This window comes from Nocardia asteroides (genome assembly GCF_900637185.1).
GTDB classification, from domain to species: domain Bacteria; phylum Actinomycetota; class Actinomycetes; order Mycobacteriales; family Mycobacteriaceae; genus Nocardia; species Nocardia asteroides.
Genome location: NZ_LR134352.1, coordinates 2,817,240 through 2,837,026, shown reverse-complemented (window position 1 = coordinate 2,837,026; position 19,787 = coordinate 2,817,240). Strand labels below are relative to the sequence as shown.

Here is a 19,787-nt window from a genome sequence, read left to right as displayed (position 1 = left end):
TTCTCCGACCGACGCAACCCCTGACCGAGTCAGGGAGCCGTCAACAAATCAAGGAACTCCGCGTTGATGAACACCCGGTCACGACCGATCTTCACGTCGCGAATCATCCCGGCTTCGGCCAGCCCGTTCAGCCAGCCGGTCGCGGTCGGCCGCGAAACACCACAGCGTTCCATCACCGTGGCGATGCGACAGTACGGCTGCTCGAAAAGCACTGCCTGAAACTCTGAATCGGCTCCGCCCTTGCACACCGCCCTGGCCCGCTGCGCGAAGTTCTCCTGGAGCTGCCGGATGTTGTTGATCTTCGCAACGGTGGTCTCCGAAGTCTGCGTGACACCGGCGAGAATGTAGAGCAGCCAGGATTCCCAGTCCCTCTCCGCGGTGACCGCGCGCAGCCGCCGGTAGTACTGACGTTTGGTGTCGATGATGTAGCGCGAGAGGTACAGCACCGGAAGCCGCAGCAATCCTGCTTCCACCAGCATCAGGACATTCAAGATGCGGCCAGTCCGTCCGTTGCCGTCGGAGAACGGGTGGATGGCCTCGAACTGGTAGTGAGCGGCAGCCATGATGACCAGCGGATCCACACCGTCTTCGGAGTGCACGAATCGCTCCCAGTCGGCCATTTTCGCAGCGATGACCTCCTGACCTTCCGGCGGGCTGTAGATGACCTCGTTGGTCGCTGGATTTCCGATGCGAGTACCCGGCAGATCGCGGAGCCTCATCTGCCGGTTCTTGATGATCCCGCACACCTCTACCGCGGTCGACGCGGTGAGCCCACGTGTCACTGTGTGGTCGTAGCCGATCCGCAGCGCGTGCCGGTACCGGAGGGTCTCCCTGGTCGCGGCGTCGGCATTGGCATCGTCATCGACGTGTCGGAACAGCGCGTCAGTGGTCGTGACGATGTTCTCGATCGCCGAGCTGGCTTGCGCCTCCAGCAGTGGGATCGTGTTGATCAGCACCGTCGGGTTGGGCATGGCCATTGCGGCCTGGTCGAGCTGCGCCAGCGCCCTGTTTGCCGCGATGGCCGCTTTCAGCACGGGTCGGGTCTCGAGAACCTCAGGCTTCGGAACCGCCGGAAGGTCGTTGTACGGGACATCCGGCCGCCAGCTGGTCATCGCCCCAACCTGCCACAACAGGTGGGACATGTAAAGTTTTCCCGATTTTTTTTACACATCATAGTGATATGTGAAGTTGTTTTGCACGACGCTTCACCTGCCTTTCCCCTCCGCGCGCGCAAGCCCCACGACCCGTTCCAATGCCACAGTTGCGTTACCGGTTAGCCGCACCTGACCGAAGGCCCTGATCACCGCGCGGAACAAACTTCCCTGGTCCGCCCAACCGAGCACCTGCCCGTTGTGCGCCATCACCTCGGCCAGTTCGCGGGGTGGGATCTGCTCGATGGGACGCGGACCGCGCAGCCGCCATCGCGACAGCGGCTGATCGGGCACACGGTAGGCCATCAGCCCCAGATCACCCAGGTCGAGCGGATCGTCGACCAGCAATCGACCATGCGCCACGGCGACGTGGAGCGCGCGATCAATCGCGGCCTTGACGTTGTCCCGCTCCCGAGTCTTGGCCGCGCTGACGTACGCCGCGCGCAGACGCAACCCGGTCACTGGCCCTTCGATGCCGACGATGCCGCACAGATCGGCGACGATCGTGGCATGTGCGGCGGTGGTGGGGCTCTCCAGCACACCCGTGAACTCGGAGTATTCGCTCAGCGAATCCGCGGACAGTTCCGCACACGGTGCAGCAGGTTCCGGGTCGGCGGATGCGGGCTTCAACCAGCGCGCCGGGTCCGTCAAGTCGGTCCCGTCGATCTCTACGGTGGGTGCGCCCACTGTCGGCTCATCAGCCGGTGCCGTTTCTGGCCGTTCCCAGACGAATTCATCGAGGAGGCCTGCCTCCGGCTGAGATGGCTCGACGGCGTAGCCCGCACTGTCAGCTTCTTCGATTTCGTCCTGGATAGGATCTTCGCCACGTGGCAGAATTCCGTGGGCTCCGAGGACCGCGCACAGCGAATCCAGAGTTCCCTCCTGGTCGACAATGAAATCCGCCTGCCGAATCCGATGAATCGGCCATTCGCAGCGTTCCAGATCGCGCTGCAACGCCAACTCGGATCGGTAGGCATCCGCGCCCTGCCAGCGATCGCTGTCGCACTGAACGGCGAGCTGTCCGCCCCGGCCGGTCACCACCATGTCCAGGTCGCAGGCCGTCTCCGTGTGATGCGCGGCGACCTGGTATCCCCGGTCGACGAGCTGGTTGTAGATCCGTTGTTCGAACAGTGACTCGAAGGGATTCGTCAGCAGGTCATCGCTGAATCTTTCAGGGGGAGAATCCGATTCCTCGACGCCGGCCTCGGCTGCCAGGAAATAGTCCAGCAGTCGGAATCGCATGTCCTCGCTGTTGGCGAGATGCCGAGTGGTCACCGAATGAAACAACCAGACCTGATCACGAGCCCGGGATACAGCCACGTTGTAGCGCTGTACGGTTTCATCCTTCGTCTGCGAGGTCAGTCTGCCGCTATCTCTGGGAGCAGCGACGAGCGACAGGAAAACCACATCGCGCTCGGCGCCCTGGAAGTCGGCGGCGCTTCCGCAGAGCAGGCGCCGCGCCTCGAGTTCCTCGGGCGGCACGACGTCGATCAGTTTGCGCCAGACAACCTTTGCCTGTTCGGTACCGAGCAGCGTGATGACACCGAAAGACTTGCCGTCGTACGCGGGGTCGGCCACGCAAGCAGTGATCTGCTCGACGATCCGGTCGGCCTCGACCTCATTGACCTTCGACCGAATCTCCTGCCCGTCTTCGACATACACCGCACGGACCGGCGGCAAGCGATCGCTACCGAAGCGACGCACCGGGATCAGTGACACGCCTTCCGGCTCATAGGCGATCTTGTTCGAGAAGCCGATGATCTCGGGGACGCACCGGCGGTGCTCGACCAGCGTCAGCTTCTTCGGGTACCGCATCGCCGCCTCGTCGAACAGACTGCGCTTGGGCAGCTTCCACGTGTCGGCGTACTGATCGCCGGCCAGGTATTGCTTACTGAGGCTGACGAGTTCGTCTTCATTCACACCGACGGCCGATGGCGATACCTGCTTGTCGTCACCGATCACGACAACCCGCGGTGCGAGGTACTGCAAGAACACCGCGGCGACGCCCGCTTGCGACGCCTCGTCGACGACGACCACATCGAACATGTCCGGTTTGATCTCGAACTGTTCGACCACACGGTAGATCGGCATGATCCACACCGGCACCGCGGGCCTGCACTTCGCCAGCGCCCGCTGCACCCCGACCCGCTTCCGCGCCGCATTCTGTCCGGTGCCCTTGCCCAGATCCTTGACCAGGTCCGAGTACTGCTTGAGATCTGCCCTGGCCTTATAGGTGAGTCTGTCGACCGCCCGGTCCCAGGCGCGGGTTGTTGCCAGGATCGTTGCCTGGACTCGCAACTGCTCCTCGACATAGTCGAGGCGGCGACAAAGGCCATTCACCTCACCCACGTTGTGGCTGGTCAGCCACTTGCCCATCGCGCTCCATTGCCACGCCGCCTCGAAGTCCTCGAACCTGCGGGTCCACACGACATCGTCATGATTCGCGATCACCGCGGCGTGCAAACCGGGCTGTCCGGCAATCTTGGCGTCGAGCTCACGTCGTCGCGCGAAGGCATGCCGGAGCCGGTGAAGCTGGTTGAGGCGCTCCCCCGCATGCCGGTATGCGGCGATATCGCGTGCACGGACGGCATCCGCCAGAGCGTGCAGGTTGTCCGTAGCCCTCGGATCACGGCACCAGCGGTCGAGTCGTTCGGTGAGCGCAGCCAGCGACTCACCGCTGTGCCGCCACGCCAGCTCGGCTTCGACGGCGGCGAATGCCTCCAGCAGACGCGCGACCTCGTCCGGCTTCGTCCAGTCGGGCACCACCATACCGGTGTTGCGCAACGCATTACCGGTCGCAGCGAGCCGGTCACTGTAGTCCAGAACCCGGCCGAGCAACACCCGCGCAGCATGGTGTGCAGCGACACGGTCCCGCAAAGTTCCGACGGCGGGAATCTGCACCGGCCAGGCGCCATCGAGTTGGGCGAGTAGTCGCCGGCAGTTCTGGGTTTCCAGGAATGCCGTGAGCTGTTCGACCCTGGTGGGTATCCGGCCGTCCACCCGGACCTTCTCGAACAACGGCTGTGCGTCTTTGACAACCCGCGAAGTGAGGAAACCCAGCTTGGGGCTGCCATCGGTCTTGATCTCGAACTTGCCACCTTGCTCGATATGACTGCGCAGGTTTTCGGCTATCGACAGCAGTGGCGCGAGATCCACCTCGGTCACCTGCACATCGGCGAAGCCGATTGCCGCCAGCGCAGTGTCTGCCTGCGAGATCAGGGCATCGATGATCTGCGCGCATCCTTGCCACATGTGCTGGCGACCGGCTCGGATCGCTTCGGCGGCCGCACGCACCCAAGCATCCGGCTGCGCGGCGAAATCTTTTGCCCGAGTGTCCAGCTCCACTACAGCGTGACAGAGCTCGGTACGAGCCTCCGGTGACAGCGCCAGCAACTGCGAGAATGCTTGCGTCCCACGATGGTGCGAATAGGAGTCTCGCAGTTCACCGGCCGCCTGTTCCCGATTGCGACTGTCCGCAAAGTCGTCCGCGCTGGGCAGATCTGCGGCCGCGACCAAGTCCGGTGCCGCGGCCTCGGGGTCGGCGAGATCAGGATCCCGCAGTAGCGCGAGCCATTCGAGCAACTCGCCCGCTGAGAACGGGCACTGCCCGTTCGGGCCGGCTTCGACCAGACCCATGGTCCAATCGAAAGCGTCGCGGTCCACGGACCACTGGGTAGCGATATCGGCGATGGTGCCGGTCTGCTCACCGATCCGATGTTCGGTGACGTCCCGTTCCCGCAGATCGACCAATTCGCAATGCAGCTCACCACGAATGCGGCGCAGTTCCTCGATACTCGCTTCGGCTGCGGCTGTCGTCCGTTTCGATCGAATCGGATCATGTTCCGCGGCAGCCTGATTGATTCGACCCACCGACATCTTGAGTTCTTCGAGCTCGGCGCGGGAATCCCCGACAACCGTCACGCACAGCGGCTTGATTTCGCCGGGCAGCCGATTCCGCACCTCGTGCAGTGCCCGGTCGGTGTGGGCAGTGATGAGGACACGCTTGCCCTGCGCGAGCAGGTGGGTGATGAGCGCGGCCGCGGTGTGGGTTTTGCCGGTGCCGGGAGGCCCTTGGACAAGCGTGTGCGCATGGCGGTCGACGTGGTCGAGGATGCGCAGCTGAACGTCGTTGAGCGGCAGTGGGAGAAACTTGTCCGGTCCGTCATGGACGATCGCGCCCGCATCGTTACAGGAGGCGACGGTAGGTTCATGATCGGGATCGACGAGGTTCACCATGCCTGTGGGCAGGTGACCGGTGTTCCTGATGTTGTCGGCGACCGCCCGAAGCGCGTTCACCATGCCCCGATTACTTCGTTTGCGGAGCACGATCGCGGGCGCATAGTAGGCGACCGGGTTCGATGTCGCGCCCGCGGGCGCAAGATCGTCACGGTATTCGGCATCAGGGTTGATGCAATTGACGAACATCCTGACCAGAGCCGCGATGTCAGGCCGCTCGAATGCGCTCACGTCACCGGTTCTGGCCTGCTCCTCTGCGCGCTGCAGATCGCCGGGCGCCGACATCTGGCCCGCCTCGACGATGTCTTGCAGTTCCGGGGTGTAGCCGGTACTCGTCGGATCCAGTGCGACGGACAATGCACCGTATCCGGAATCGAACCGCACCGTTACCGGCACCGTGAGGATGTGGCGGCGCACCGATCCGACCGCGCTGCTGTGCCAAGTGAGCAAACCGAGCGCGAAGACGACCTCGAAGGTCTCCCTCTCGCTTTCGTATCGGGTATATACCTCATACAGGGTCTGATACAACGCGAGTACCGTGAGCTTTGTTCGAGCCACCGGCGCCCACTCACGCCACCGCGGCAGCCACTCCTCGTAAGCCGTGGCGACGTCCGGATGGTCGGCGAGTTCGAGTTCGGCTCCGGCGGCATCGAACCGACGTGACTCCAGTTCGGGTTCGCTCTCGGGATCGGCGATGGTTCCGACCAGCCAGGCACGCAGGACCGACGGCGGCGCAGGCGCAGGCGGAATCTGCGTCTTCTCGGCGATGAGGAACGGCGCGCCTGGTTCGGCGGACTCGTACGTGACGGCGGGATCGTCGGGCAGGTCGGCCACCCAGATGACTTCACCATCGCGCTGATAGGTGGCGATGTCCTTGATTCGGCTCACCCGTAGCTGCTGCGCATGTGCCAGAAAATCGAACAGCCGCGCACCACGACCGGCCAGATCGGCGGGAGCCTGTTCCCCGCTCGCGGTGTCGATCACCCGAATCCTCCAATAACAGTAGTGAACAACCGTGGTGCTCAGCGAACGTGGATGCCGTCGATCTGGGTAGCCAGTTCGATGACACGAGGGTCCTGTGCACCGAATCGCACCGACATCTGCTGATGCAACCGCTTGAGCCGATTAAGCGCTGCCTTCGGATTACCGAGACGCAGTTGGCATATCGCGTGTCGCTGGACGCAGTACATCGCCTGTTCGTCATACGGCCCGTTCGCGGCCGTCAGTTCCTCGGCGCACGTTCGATACAACTCGGCCGCCGCCGCGAACTCGCCCGCGTCGAAATGCCTGTCCGCGGCGCCACGTCGATCGTCGCCGAATCCCTGCACTGTGGGAGCGCTGTGCGGCTCCATGAACGCGATGTCGGCCGGTGGCGCGATCAACGTGCGAGCCGTGCGGTAACTCGGTGGGGCCACGAGTGCCTGCGCGTACAGCCGCGCCGGGCTGGTCGGCTCGCGGACATCGTCGAGGTCATCGAGCCCACCGATATGCCGTTGCAAGACGCTGTGCACCGCCGACGCATCGCGCGGCCGCTGTCGCGGATCCTTGGCGAGCATGTCCGACAGCAGTGCGACCACGTCACGCGGAATGTCGCGTCGCAACGTCGAGACCTCGGGTGGAACAAACTCGATCTGCTTGCGCCACAACAAGAACGGCGTGCTCCCGGTGATCACTTGTGCACCGGTGAGCAACTCGTACAGCACCAGGCCCAGCGAGTACAGGTCGGTCTGCGCCACGACCGGGTCACCGTTGATCTGCTCGGGAGCCATATAGGCGGGCGTCCCGAGGGTGTTGCCTGTGGAGGTGAGTCGGGAAACATCACTGTCCAAGAGCACCGCCAATCCGAAATCCAGGACCTTCACCGTGCCGTCCGGGCACAACATCACGTTGGACGGCTTCAGGTCGCGATGGAAGATGGATTGCCGATGTGCGGCCGCCAGCACCGCTGCCACTTGGGCGCCGATCGAGGCGACCACCCCGACCGGCAGCATGCTGCGATATCCCGCGATCTGATCCAGAGACGCGCCGTGCACGAAATCCATCACCAGGTAGGGACGTTCGGGTGGGCCCGGCTCGATTCCCGCGTCATGGATCGCAGGCAGCCCCGGGTGCGCCAAGCGCGCCATCAACCGCGCTTCCCTGATGAACCGCTGGGTCCACTGGGGGTCGGTATCCAGGTCCGGCCGGGTGAGCTTCACCGCGATCGGACGTTCGAGGTGACGGTCGTATCCGGCGAACACTTGCCCCATGCCGCCGGCACCGATCTGGTTGGTCAGCTGATACCGACCACCGACGACCTGCGGTTGCAGCCCCACCATCACCCCTCCGTGCCTCTCGGTCGAAGGAACAAAATACCGGATGAAAGGAAGGCAGGCGGCGGAGGCGGCCACTATGCTTACCCAGACCGGCTGGCAGCCAAACCATTCGGTCGACTTTCGCGCCACTGCAGCACAGGGCGCACACTGTTTGACATAGTTTTCAGCCGATCTTAGAGTTGCCGTGGCTGGAACCACCAGCCGACTGCCGCAAGATTGGGTGACAACGACATGGCCAACGGGGGCGTGGACCTTTCCAAGACCGATTCCTTGTCTCTGCGTGAGCGTTCCATACCGCTGCCGACCAGCACCGATGGCTACCGAAAGGTGCTACTGCTCGGCACCACCGGAGCAGGCAAGACGACCGTCGTCCGTCAACTGCTCGGCACGAACCCGAGGACCGAGAAGTTCCCGTCGACCTCTACCGCGAAGACCACGGTCGCCGACATGGAAGTGATCGTCACCGACGAACCCGCCTTCCGCGCCGCGGTCACCTTTGCGCCACGTGACGTGATCGAAGGGCATCTCCAGGAGAACGTCGTCGAGGCCACCCTGGCCGCCTACGCGGGCAAGGATGACGCCGTCGTCGGCCGCAAGCTGCTCGATCACGTGAATCAACGGTTCCGGTTCAGCTACGCCCTCGGCCGAATCCAGGCTGCCTCGGCCGACGATGTCATCGACGACGAAGACGAAGACGACGAGGACGACCTCGACCCCGACGATTTCGGCCAGATCGACGAAGCCGCCACCGCGCTGGCTTTGAAGTCCGTTGTTCAGTCGCTTCGGCTGATGGCCGAGGAGTACGCGCTCGAGTCCGCCGACGCGACACCGCCCGACGAAGTCGCCAAATACGTCGAACGTAACGCTGATTCCGACCTCCCGCGCAACCCACGCTTCACCGAGATCGTGAACACGCTCCTCGCCGAGCTCATGCAGCGATTCGAAGCCATCGACATCGGTGAGCTGCGCTACGACTCCCGCGGCTGGCCCATCCTGTGGACCCTGCAGAGCACCGACCGTGCCGAATTTCTCACCACCATCACCCGTTTCACCGGCAACAACGCCAAACTCTTCGGTCGCCTGCTCACCCCATTGGTGAGCGCAGTTCGCGTGAGCGGTCCGTTCGTTCCGAAATGGGCCGAGACCCGCCCGCGTCTGGTCCTCATCGACGGTGAAGGTCTCGGCCATGCGAAATCCCACGCCTCACCACTGTCGACCCGCATCTCGCGCCAACTCGACCAGGTCGACGCAGTGCTGCTCGTCGACAATGCCCAGCAGCCCATGCAGGCAGCGGCGGCCGCCGCCCTGAAAAGCGTTGCCATCTCGGGGCACTCCGCGAAGCTGCACTTCCTGTTCACCCACTTCGATCAGGTCAAGGGTGACAACCTGGACACCTTCACCGAGCGCGAAGAACATGTCCGTCAGTCATTGCACAACGTGTTGAGCCAGCTCCGCGCCGAGGGCCGCCAGGTCAACCCCGCACTCGAATCGGCGGAGCGTGTACTGCAGCTGCGCCTCGAGCACGGCGCCTTCTTCGTGGGCGGCATCCACAAACAGCTCAAGCCGACCAGCAACGCCGGCCGCCGCACCATCGAGGAACTCAACAAGCTGCTGGCGCACATCCACGATCCGGAGATCGCGAACCGGGCAGGCGAGTCTCGCCCGGTGTATCGCAAGGCTGAGCTGTTCGACGGCATCTCGGCGGCAGTTGTCGAGTTCCGCGGCAAGTGGCAGGTCCTGCTCAAGCTGAAGTCACACGCCTCGGTCCTTCCCGAGCACGGCAGCCGCATCAAAGCACTGGCCCGCCGAGTCGCGAACCGGTGGGACAACAACGAATACGACAACCTCAAGCCGGTCGCCGAACTCCGCGAATCACTGAACGAGCAGGTCTGGAACATCGTCCAGAACCCGCAGCGATGGCTCGGGGCCCGGCCCACCCCCGAGGAACGCCAGGTCCTGATCGACAACTTCATGATCGCCGTCACCAGTCGCCTCACCGACCTGATCGAGAGTCGCATCGTCGAGGAACCCCACGCGGAGTGGGTAGAGGCCTACGCAATGTCCGGCAGCGGCTCGGTCGCTCGCCGTGCCCACGCACTCGACGTCCGGATACTGGAGCGTGGCGCGCCGATGCCGGTAACGGGACGAGCGCCGGAATCGAATGGGCTTCTGACAGCAGTGGCACGCCTGATCGATGCGGCGGCAGCCGAGCAAGGCGTCGTGTTCGAGTAAGCGACACCTCGTCGGTGTTCGGTGGTACCCAACGAAGGAGTAGCGAGTGGTCGCGGCACAGGAAACCAGCCTGCAGCGGATTCTCGAGGGGAGCTCGCAGTACCTTGTTCCGCTGTATCAGCGGCCCTACGGGTGGGGTGATGAGCAGCTGCAGGAGCTCTGGAATGACGTCATTCAACTGGCCGAGGACCGCCTCGACGAGCCTCGTGCGACCCACTTCATCGGGTCGGTGGTGCTTGCGCCGGCACCCGCGAGCGTCGCCGGGACCGTGACTCAGTTCCTCGTCGTCGACGGTCAGCAACGCCTGACCACACTGACGTTGTTGCTCGCTGCAATCCGCGATTTTCTGCGAGAAGTGGATGGTTCGACCAGCCGCGACAGCGACCGAATCCACAACCAACTTCTGACGAATCAATACAACGACGACCCCGACCGCCTCAAGCTCCTGCCGACACAGGTCGACCGGCCCGCGTATACCGCGGTGATCGATGGCCGACCGCTTCCCGATGACGACGGACGAGTCGTCAACGCCTACCGGTTCTTCCGAGGCCGACTGAGTGCCGTGACCGACGCAGAAGACATGTCGTTCGGATTGTCGCAGATCGTCGACGCCGTGGTTTCAGGCTTGTCGGTCGTCTCGATCAGCGCTCACGCCAGTGACAATGTGCACCGGATCTTCCAGTCGCTCAACAATACCGGCCTCATGCTCACTCAGGGCGACCTGCTGCGTAACTACCTGTTCATGCGTTTGCCATCGCGGAGCGAGGAGGTGTACCGCACACATTGGCTGCCGTTGCAGGAATCCCTCGGTAACGAGCGCATCGAAACCCTGTTCTGGATCGACATCCTGCACAAACGGCCGAAGTTGAAGCAGGGCCAGACCTTCGCAGCGCAGCAGGCCAGACTGGAGAAGTTGGCGACCGAAACTCACATCGTGGCCGAGGTCGAACGGATCGCCCGACTCGGCAGGCTCTACCGGTTGATCTTGGAGCCGGAGTTGGAGTCCGATCCAGGGGTACGGCTGAGACTTTCGCGGCTGGCCGAATGGGACTCGAACACCCCGGCGCCCTTGGTGTTACACCTCTTGGTGCTGCGCGATCAGGGCAAGGCGACCGACGAGCAACTCGCGACTGCGCTCCTCTACATCGAGTCCCTCCTGGTCCGCCGGTTCCTGACCGGTCGTACCACCATGAACCTCAACCGGCTGTTCGCCGAGGCGGTACCCCAACTCGATACCTCGATGCCCGTGGATGCGGCTCTCCGCATGCACTTCTCACTCGGCCGGAAGCACTACGCGACCGACAAGCAGCTCACCGAGGGAATTTCGAGCACGCCGTTCTATCTGTACGGCCGGGCAGCTCAGCGCAAGGTCATGATGACGTGGATCGAGAACCTCTTCGCCACCCGTGAGTCCGTATCCCCCGCGTCACTCACGATCGAGCATGTGATGCCGCAGAAACTCTCGGCCCAGTGGCGCGCTCAGTTGAGCGCCGAATTCGGCGAGGACAACGTCGACGCCCTCCACGAGCGTTACGTCCACACGCTCGGCAACCTCACACTGACCGGTTACAACGAGTCGTTGAGCAACCACGAGTTCGCCCGCAAGCGCGAGACATTGCGTGCCAGCAGCATTCGGATGAATCAGGAGATCGCCGCACACGAGTCCTGGGGGCCGGGACAGATCGAAAAGCGCGGGCTCAGCCTGGCCGAGCGGATCATCGAGTTCTGGCCTGGACCGGTCGACGAATCCGAACTTCCGGAAAACCCCCTCTGGACGGCCCTCTCCGAACTCCTCACAGCCCTTCCCGAAGGCCGATGGACCACCTACGGCGACCTTGCCGCCCAACTCGGAACGGCGCCTCAACCTCTCGGTAACCGCATGCGTACCCATCCCGCCCCAAACGCCCATCGAGTCCTCGGCGCAGGCGGCACGTTCGCCGACGGCTTCCGCTGGCCGGACCCTGATCGCACCGACGACCCCCGCCAGCTGCTCGAGAGCGAAGGTGTCCGGTTCTCCGCCTCCGGCCGAGCCGATTCGACCCAGCGTCTCACCCCTGCCGAGTTGCGACAGCTGCAGTCCGGCCCAGTACAGGCCGGTCATGACCACCTGCTGGCCACCTGAGATCGGCCGATTTCTGCCGATTTCAGTCTGAATTCATCTCGCGACGGAGCAGTGCGTGACGAAGAGTCGATCCGACCGGAAACAGCAGGCGATTCGCCTGGTTCTCGACGCCGGGCCTCGAACAACCGCGGAACTCGTTGCGCAACTCGCCGAACGAGGGGTTCGGATCGACTCCACCGAACTGTTCTTGCTGTGCAACGAATTCGGATTGGCGACCTTCGACGCGGCGACCAACACATGGGCCGTGCCGGGCACGGTCCGGCTGGCGCCGACACGGCCAGAACGCCGCGAGGCCGACCGCCAGGTCGGCCTTCGCAGGCAGCCAGGAATCGACATCAGCAGCAGGGTCGAACTGCGCAAGATGCGCGAACTCCTGCTCGACGACGAAACCCCCGACACGCCTACCGAATACCCGATCCACCCGTCCTGGCCCGCCATAGCCGCGCAGGTATCGGCAGCGCTGCGCGACGAACTATCCACTGTCACACGCCAGCGGACACAGCAGGAGATACCACTGGTTGCCGGGGAGCTGGTCGAGCGCGCGCCCACTCGGCTGATCGTCCGCTATGAAATCCAGAGCAGCGACAATGTTCGCGAGGGCCTCACCGCCACGCTCGTACCTGCCGAGCACTCCGGCGCCGCCGAGCCGGTCGAAGCCGAAGTTCTCTCTCAGTTCGGCGCGGAGATCACGTTGAAACTGCCAGCCGACAGCGTATTTCGCGAGACGGCGCGGCTACGCTGTGATTTGTCGTGGTTGGTGCACCGCCAGATTCAGACCTACGCCGACTTCCGTGCCGACGCGGCACCTGGCTTCTGCACGGAGGCCGCGCTGGCCACGATCAGCGCGGCCGGCCTCCTCGACACTGTCCCGCCGGTCGACCCTTGTTTCGCTGTCGGCCTGAATGATCGGCAGGCCTGCGCTGTCGCGCATGGTTTGCAGCCGCGGGTCACCTGGTTGTGGGGCCCGCCCGGCACCGGCAAAACCACGACTCTTGCCGCTCTGCTCGCAGAACTCCTGGATTCGGGAAGAACGGTCCTACTCGCAGCTCCTACCAACGCCGCCGTAGATGTGGCGCTCAGCGCACTACTGGCCCGGCGACCGAATTTCCGCAACGGTGAGATCGCCCGGATCGGAGTCACTGACAACACCGCGCTCGTCGGTCTACCCACACCGGTCGTCCTCGACGAGATTGCCGCCGTCGCCGGGGAAAGAGCCGCACGTCGACTGGTGGAGATCCAGGCCGAACTGAGCGAACTGCGCGATCGCCTGAAGGTCGCCACCGAAGCCAAGTCGCCCGACCGCAGTGCCTTGACTCGCAAAATCGCCGATCACACCGAGTTTCAGCGCGAACTCAACGCGTTACTCGGGGACGTTCGCGACCAGGTGATCCGAAAGGCGAAGTTGGTCGCCTGCACTACTCATCAAGTGATGCTGAAGGGCCTGCACAGCAAGAACTTCGACACTGTCATCATCGATGAAGCGAGCATGGTCTCGTCGTCGATGGCGATGCTCGTCGCGGGTGCCGGAAATGGTCATACTGTCATCGCCGGTGATTTCCGTCAGCTGTCTCCGATCGTTCAGGCCGACACACCTGGCTCCAGGGAGTGGCTCGGCCGCAGCGCATTCGAGAAGTCCGGGATCGCCGAAGCAGTGCGTCGTGGCAGACCACCGGCGAACCTGATCGCCTTGAACCAGCAACACCGCATGCGGCGGCAGATCGGGGACGCCATCGGCATTGCCTTCTATCCCGAGGTCGATCTGCGCACCGCGTCATCGGTTCACACCCGGTCGGTCCGGACAGTCCCCACCCACCAGCCACAGGTGGTGATCGTCGATACCGGCGGCCTCGCCGCTCTAGTTGCTCGCCGAGGCGGCACGAGCTCCCGGTACAACCTTGCCAACGCCCAACTCGCGGCCAATGTCCTGCATGTCCCCCTGACCAGCGCAACCAATCCGGGTTCTGTCGGCCTGATCAGTCCGTTCGTCCCGCAAGCCCGCCTACTACAGGCGCTCACGTCCGGTCTGCAGCCCGCGGCAGTGGCATCCACGGTCCACCGGTTCCAAGGCGGCGAAACCGACATCGTGCTCTACGACGCCGTCGAGTCGACCGGTAGTCGATTCTCCCCGCACACCTGGTTCACCGAGACCCACATGGGGAGTGAAGGCGCCCGGCTCCTGAACGTCGCTATGAGTCGCGCCCGCGAACAAGCAATCCTGTTGGCCGACATGAGTTATCTGCGCACCATCTGCCCGGCGGGCACCCCCGTCCGCCGATTCCTCTCACACATGAGCGAATACGCCGAGCTCCGACCCTGGCCGACGGTCGCAGACAGCAACGGCCCAACACGGCGCGATCAAGACCTGACCCAGGTGCTCGACGACATCGCCGCCGCAACCAGCACCGTCGACATCTTCACGGCTGCCACCGACGGGCCGCTCACACGTCAGATCTCCGAGGCGATCGCCATGCTCCCCGACACCGTGAAAGTGTCGATCTGGTACCGAGCCGACGACCCGACGAGCATGCGATGCGTGGAAGACCCGCTGCGCCACCACCACACGATGCTGCATCCACTTCGCCCGGTCTATGAGTCGTGCATAGTCGCCGACGCTGTCGTGTGGTCTGCGACCGGCCCGATCCTCGGCAGTCGATCCGGCACCTTGCTCCGCACGGACCACGCCGGCCTGGCCGATGCGCTCCGACGCCAGCTCCTGCGCCGCACAGTCGGTGGCGCACCCGGCACCGGCGAATACGCGGTTCGCTGCGGCTGCGGGTCACTGCGGGTCCGCGAAGAAATCAGCGGCGGCCCCCGAAAAGGCGTCCATAGTGTCTGCAGGTCCTGCGGCGATTAAGTAGCGGTCGCGGAGTCCTCGCGAGTGCCGAACTGCTTGGGCAGTGCGGCCGCCCAACGATGCCCTGACCAGAGTCGGGGTGCCCGACCTCGTTCGACGAGTCGGTAATCAGCTACCGGCCGATGGCTCATCGTCGAGAAAACGCTGCAGCGTCGCGGCTGCTTCCAGGGTCAGCGAGTCCTCCGGCCCCCGCACCAGCAGCAGATCGTCGTACACCTCGGTCAAGGTGGTGCGGGCTTCACTGCGGTGCCCGACAAGCGCCAGCAACCGACCCAACGCCAACCGCAACTCCAGCGCGGTTTCGCTGCCGTCACTCTGGGTAGCTCGAACATCAGCCAAGACCGCGCGCATTCCCGACAGCGCCTCGGTGAGCTCACCCAATTCGATCCGGCAGTCGACCGCGAACTTGCGGCAGTTGATGGTGAGCTGATCGGCGAAGCCACGCACTCGCGCACAGGCCACCGCGAGCGCATCGAACTCGGCTCTGGCCTTGCGGATTTCTCCGCCGATGAAGCGGGCGAGCGCAACGTCGAATCGAAGGTCGAGCACGCGGGGGTTGTCGGCTCCCAAGGCGCGACCCGCAGTCTCGATCACTCCACCGAGCACATCTGCAGCTTGCAGCGGGCGGCAGTCTGCGATCAACTCGCGGTATTCACCCACGACAGTTTCCAGCCGCTGCTCGAGTACGTCATCGCTCAACGGCGCGGTCGCTGGAAGTGCCCCTTGGAACCGGGCAGTCGGCGCCACTCGGTCTGGTTGCAGGGGCGCGTTGGGACGACGGAAAACCGCCGTCGGATCCGGCACACCCGACAACCGACCCGCTCCGAGATCGACCACGGATCCCAGCGATGGCAGCAGCGGTAAGAGCCGCTCGTATACCTCCGCAGCGTCGGCTGGTCGCTTCTCGGAATCCTTGGCCAGCAGATCCATGACCAACCGGTTCAGGTCCGCGGGCAAGCCTGTGCGCAGCTCGCTCGGCGGAACAGGTTCGGTGGCGTAGTGGTGGTGCATGACGATTGGACCCGAACCGCTGAAAACTGGGTACCCGCAGAGCATTTCGTAGAGAACGCATCCCAGGGCGTATAGGTCGGTGCGCGGTGCCGCCTTCGCGCCGATGGTCTGCTCGGGCGCCATGTACGCGGCCGAGCCGAGCGGCATACCCGTCGCGGTAAGTTTCGTCGCGCCAGCGGTGAGAAGCGCGGCGATACCGAAGTCGATCACCTTCACTACGCCGCCAGGTGTGACAAGGATGTTGTCGGGCTTGAGGTCGCGATGGACAACCGGCAGCGCATGGGCATACGACAGCGCGGTCGCGATCTGCGCGGCGACCGCGACCGCCCATTCCACCGGCAGCGGGGTATCGGGGTCGAGGTAGTGCCGCAATGTCGTCGCGCCCTCGACGAGTTCCATCACGAGGTATACCTCGGTCAGGTCGGCGTCGAGGACCGCGTCATAGACCTGCGGTACTCCGTGGTGTCGGATCTGCGCGGTGATACGGGCTTCGCGGCGGAATCGCTCGGCGAACTCGGCGGCATCGGTCGGGGATTTGATCTGGGTGAACCGGATCATCTTCACCGCAATCTCGCGGTCGAGCACGGTGTCGTACCCGCGCCAGACCGACCCGAACCCACCGAAACCGATCTCCTCGATCAGCTCGTATCGATTGCCGATCCGCTGTGCCGGCACTACGACCCCCTGCCATCCTGCGACAGCCTCACCGCCGCCGCACTACATCTCGGGCAGTCCGTGCCGCCGCCCGAGCAGCCGGAACGCCGCTGTGCGTGCCTGCCGATCAAGATCCTTCTTGAACTCATTGTCCCGCGCGAAGTACCGCTCGCCGAGATCATTCAGCGTATCGAAGTGTTCGACCATCTTCTCGGCAAACACCTTGTCGAAAACGACGCCGAAGTCGTCAACGTTTTTGTTCGCGAGTCGAGCCTGCTCCACCTGTGGCTCGTTCATGGCCGCGTCGAACGGGATTGCGAGGTGCTCCTCGGAAAACTCGGTGCCGAACCGCTCGTTGAACCGCTCGACCAGCGCCGACAGCAGCGACTTCTCCGGTTCCTTGGGCGCACCGGTACCGTCGCCGAATCCCCTCAACTCCTGCGAGCCTTCCGGCGCCAGTCCCAGGTCGTGCTCGCCGGTCTGTTCGAGCCGCAGGTGGCTCAGGTCGACCTCGCCGATGTCGAGTCCGCCGTCGGCACGACGTGGGAGCCGGTTGAGCAGGTGACGCCCGTAAAGATGCAGCAGTTCGAGGTCGGGGTCCTGGTAGGGCACGATCTGCGCGAGGAAGCCGTATTTGCGCACGTAGTCGTTGAGATCCGCGCGGAACGACTCCGCCAGTGCGATGTCGTCCTCCTCCTCGCTGTTGAGGAAGACCTGGAACCGCTCGACAGCCGGCTCCAGATGCCGATACAGCTCAGCGTGCAACTTCGCCCACTTGGCCGCGGAGCCGGCGGCCTTCTGCTCCGCGACGAGGTAGGCACCGGCGAAATCCTTCATCTCCTGCGTGATCAGAATCGGCGGGGCCACCGCACGGTCGCGGGCGACATAGAGCAGGTTCGGGTCGGTCGGCAGGGTGAACGCGTCCTCGTAGTACGGCGCGAACGATTCCTGGATCTTCTCGGCATCGTTGACGAAATCGAGCACCACCAGATCCTGCTGCGACTTCCCTTCCCGCGTGCGGTTGAGCCGCGACAACGTCTGCACGGCGGCGATACCGGTGAGCGACTTGTTCACGTACATGGTGGTGAGCAGCGGCTCGTCGAACCCGGTCTGGTACTTCTCGGCGACCACCAGAATCCGGTATTCCTTCTGCCCCTTACCGCCCGCCTGGGTGGCACGGTCATCGGCGCGCGTGTACCGGAACGCCTTCGGCAGGGCGGATTCGGCAAGTCCACCGTTCTCCGACGACTCGGTGACCTCCTCGCCGTCGACCTCCAAGCTCCCGGAGAAGGCAACCAGCACACCGACATCCGGATACTTGACGTCGTACTCCCGATCACCCAGGTATCGCTTGATGGCGCGAGCCATTGCGACCGCGCTCTGCCGCGAAGCAGTCACCACCATGGACTTCGCCCGTCCGCCGAGCCGCCCACGGGTGTGCGCGATGAAGTGTTCGACGATCACCTGCGCGTGCTGATCGACCGCATACGGGTGCATGAACGCGAACCGCGCGAGCAGACTCGACGCCTTCGCTTCGGGAACCTCGACATCGTCGGGGTTCTGGTTCACCAACCTGTAGTACGCCTTGTAGGTGACGTAGTTGCGCAGCGGGTCGAGGATGAACCCTTCCTCGATGGCCTGGCGCATCGAATAGGTGTGGAACGGACGGTATTCGACGCCGTCAGCGGTGCCGAAGTTCTCCAGTGTCTTCGCCTTCGGCGTCGCGGTGAACGCGAAGTAGGAGATGTTCGATGCCTTCGACCTCTCCACAGCCTTACGACGCAACCGCTCGTCGATACTCACCTCGACCGCGCCCTGGTCCTCATCGTCAGCATCGAGTCCCATGTCCCGCAGCGCGGTCCGCACTGCCGCGGCCGCATCACCCGACTGCGAGGAATGCGCCTCGTCGATGACCACGGCATAGCGCCCACCGGCGAGTTCGGTCTGCTCACGCCGCAGATAGTCCAACAGGGCTGGGAACGTGTGCAGAGTGACGGTGATGATCTTGCCGCTCTGCGAACTCAACGCCTTGGCCAACTGCTCGGACTTCGAGCCCACCTTGTCATCGATCTTCACCACCAGCCCCGACACCTGCTCGAACCCACCGACGGTGTCACGGAGCTGGGAGTCCAGATTACGACGGTCGGTGATGATGATGACCTTGTCGAAAACCGGTACACCCGGCTGCAATCCGGCCGCCCGCGCATCCGGATCTACGTTGTCGTACGAGGCGGTATGCAGGTCGCTGAGTCGATGCGCGAGCCAGCCGATGGTGTTCGACTTGCCGGAACCAGCCGACGCCATCACCAGATAGTCGTGCCCGGAACCGTGGGTCGCGGCATGCGCCGTGAGCTTCTTGACCACATCCCACTGGTGGAATCGCGGGAAGATCGTGGACCGAACAGCCTTGCCGCCCGCCACCTTCTTCTCGGTGGTATGCACGAATCGCTCGAGCAGATCGAGCCAGTTGTCCGGCTGCCAGACCTGCTCCCACAGATACGACGTCGCATACTTGCCCTCCACCGTCGCCGGCGGATTTCCCTTGCCGCCGGCATTACCCGGGCCCTCCGATCCCGTGTTGAACGGCAGAAACACAGTCTTCGCCGACCGCAGCTGGGTGGTCACGAACACCAGATCCGGGTCGACGGCGAAGTTCGCGATCACCCGATGCTTGAAGATCAGCTCGGTTGGATCCCGGTCCTCCCGATACTGTTTCTTCGCTTCCTCGACCCCCTGCCCTGTTAAGGGATTCTTCAACTCGGCCGTTGCCACCGGAATACCGTTGAGCAACAACGCCAGATCCAGCCGCGGCCGCGACGTCCCCGGCTTCGTCGCATACGGCAGTTCCCGAACCACCGTGAGCCGGTTAGCTTTATAAGCAGCCAGGACATCATCAGACCCGACGAGGTTCGGCTTGAAGTAGGCAACCCGAATCAACACCCCCCGATCCTTCACCCCCTCCCGAAGGACCTTCATCAGCCCCTTAGCGGCCAACTCCTGCCCCAACCGCTTCGCGAACCCGCTCTGGGCTTCGTTCTGATCCTCCCCGTAGGCAGCAACCAGGTCATCCCACTCCGCCTGCTGCGTCTGCGAAATGAAGGTCAACAGCTCCCCCACATCCAGCCCAAGCTCCGCGTTGTACTCGTGCGGATTCCCCTCCTCCCAGCCGTTCTCCACCATCGCCTGCACGATGGCCTCCCCGAACACCAGCT

The 19,787-nt window shown here is 63.9% G+C and carries 8 protein-coding genes; 3 read left to right on the top strand and 5 right to left on the bottom strand.

Going from position 1 to position 19,787, the window contains the following annotated elements:
* Nucleotides 1–29 precede the first annotated feature (29 nt).
* The 3 genes from EL493_RS13300 to EL493_RS13290 form a co-directional block, all read right to left on the bottom strand.
* On the bottom strand, nt 30–1,112 hold the full coding sequence (locus EL493_RS13300; protein WP_030203974.1) for a Fic family protein: 1,083 nt from the start codon (nt 1,110–1,112) through the stop codon (nt 30–32).
* 93 nt (nt 1,113–1,205) lie between these two features.
* A complete protein-coding gene (locus EL493_RS13295) occupies nt 1,206–6,371 on the bottom strand; it encodes an AAA domain-containing protein (RefSeq protein WP_019046110.1) in 5,166 nt (1,721 codons plus the stop codon).
* A 38-nt stretch (nt 6,372–6,409) separates the two neighbouring features.
* Complete coding sequence (locus tag EL493_RS13290) at nt 6,410–7,705, bottom strand: serine/threonine-protein kinase (protein ID WP_019046111.1); 1,296 nt, start codon at nt 7,703–7,705, stop codon at nt 6,410–6,412.
* Nucleotides 7,706–7,918: 213 nt separating this feature from the next.
* Here EL493_RS13290 and EL493_RS13285 point away from each other — a divergent pair, with 213 nt between their 5' ends.
* The 3 genes from EL493_RS13285 to EL493_RS13275 are packed head-to-tail and all read left to right on the top strand — an operon-like array spanning nt 7,919 to nt 14,910.
* Nucleotides 7,919–9,934, top strand: a complete 2,016-nt coding sequence (locus tag EL493_RS13285) for a hypothetical protein (protein WP_022565431.1) — start codon at nt 7,919–7,921, stop codon at nt 9,932–9,934.
* A 46-nt stretch (nt 9,935–9,980) separates the two neighbouring features.
* Nucleotides 9,981–12,056, top strand: coding sequence for a GmrSD restriction endonuclease domain-containing protein (locus EL493_RS13280; protein WP_019046113.1), 2,076 nt, complete (start codon nt 9,981–9,983; stop codon nt 12,054–12,056).
* 55 nt (nt 12,057–12,111) lie between these two features.
* Nucleotides 12,112–14,910, top strand: coding sequence for a DEAD/DEAH box helicase (locus tag EL493_RS13275; RefSeq protein ID WP_022565432.1), 2,799 nt, complete (start codon nt 12,112–12,114; stop codon nt 14,908–14,910).
* A 108-nt stretch (nt 14,911–15,018) separates the two neighbouring features.
* Here the strand turns inward: EL493_RS13275 and EL493_RS13270 are convergent, their stop codons facing one another.
* Nucleotides 15,019–16,596, bottom strand: a complete 1,578-nt coding sequence (locus EL493_RS13270) for a serine/threonine-protein kinase (protein ID WP_019046115.1) — start codon at nt 16,594–16,596, stop codon at nt 15,019–15,021.
* A 42-nt stretch (nt 16,597–16,638) separates the two neighbouring features.
* Nucleotides 16,639–19,782, bottom strand: coding sequence for a type I restriction endonuclease subunit R (locus EL493_RS13265; protein ID WP_197724370.1), 3,144 nt, complete (start codon nt 19,780–19,782; stop codon nt 16,639–16,641).
* Nucleotides 19,783–19,787: the final 5 nt, after the last annotated feature.

Excerpts from the sequence above, each read along its gene's own strand:
- EL493_RS13290 (WP_019046111.1), bottom strand. The coding sequence starts at position 7,705 with ATGGTGGGGCTGCAACCGCAGGTCGTCGGTGGTCGGTATCAGCTGACC.
- EL493_RS13300 (WP_030203974.1), bottom strand. The coding sequence starts at position 1,112 with ATGACCAGCTGGCGGCCGGATGTCCCGTACAACGACCTTCCGGCGGTT.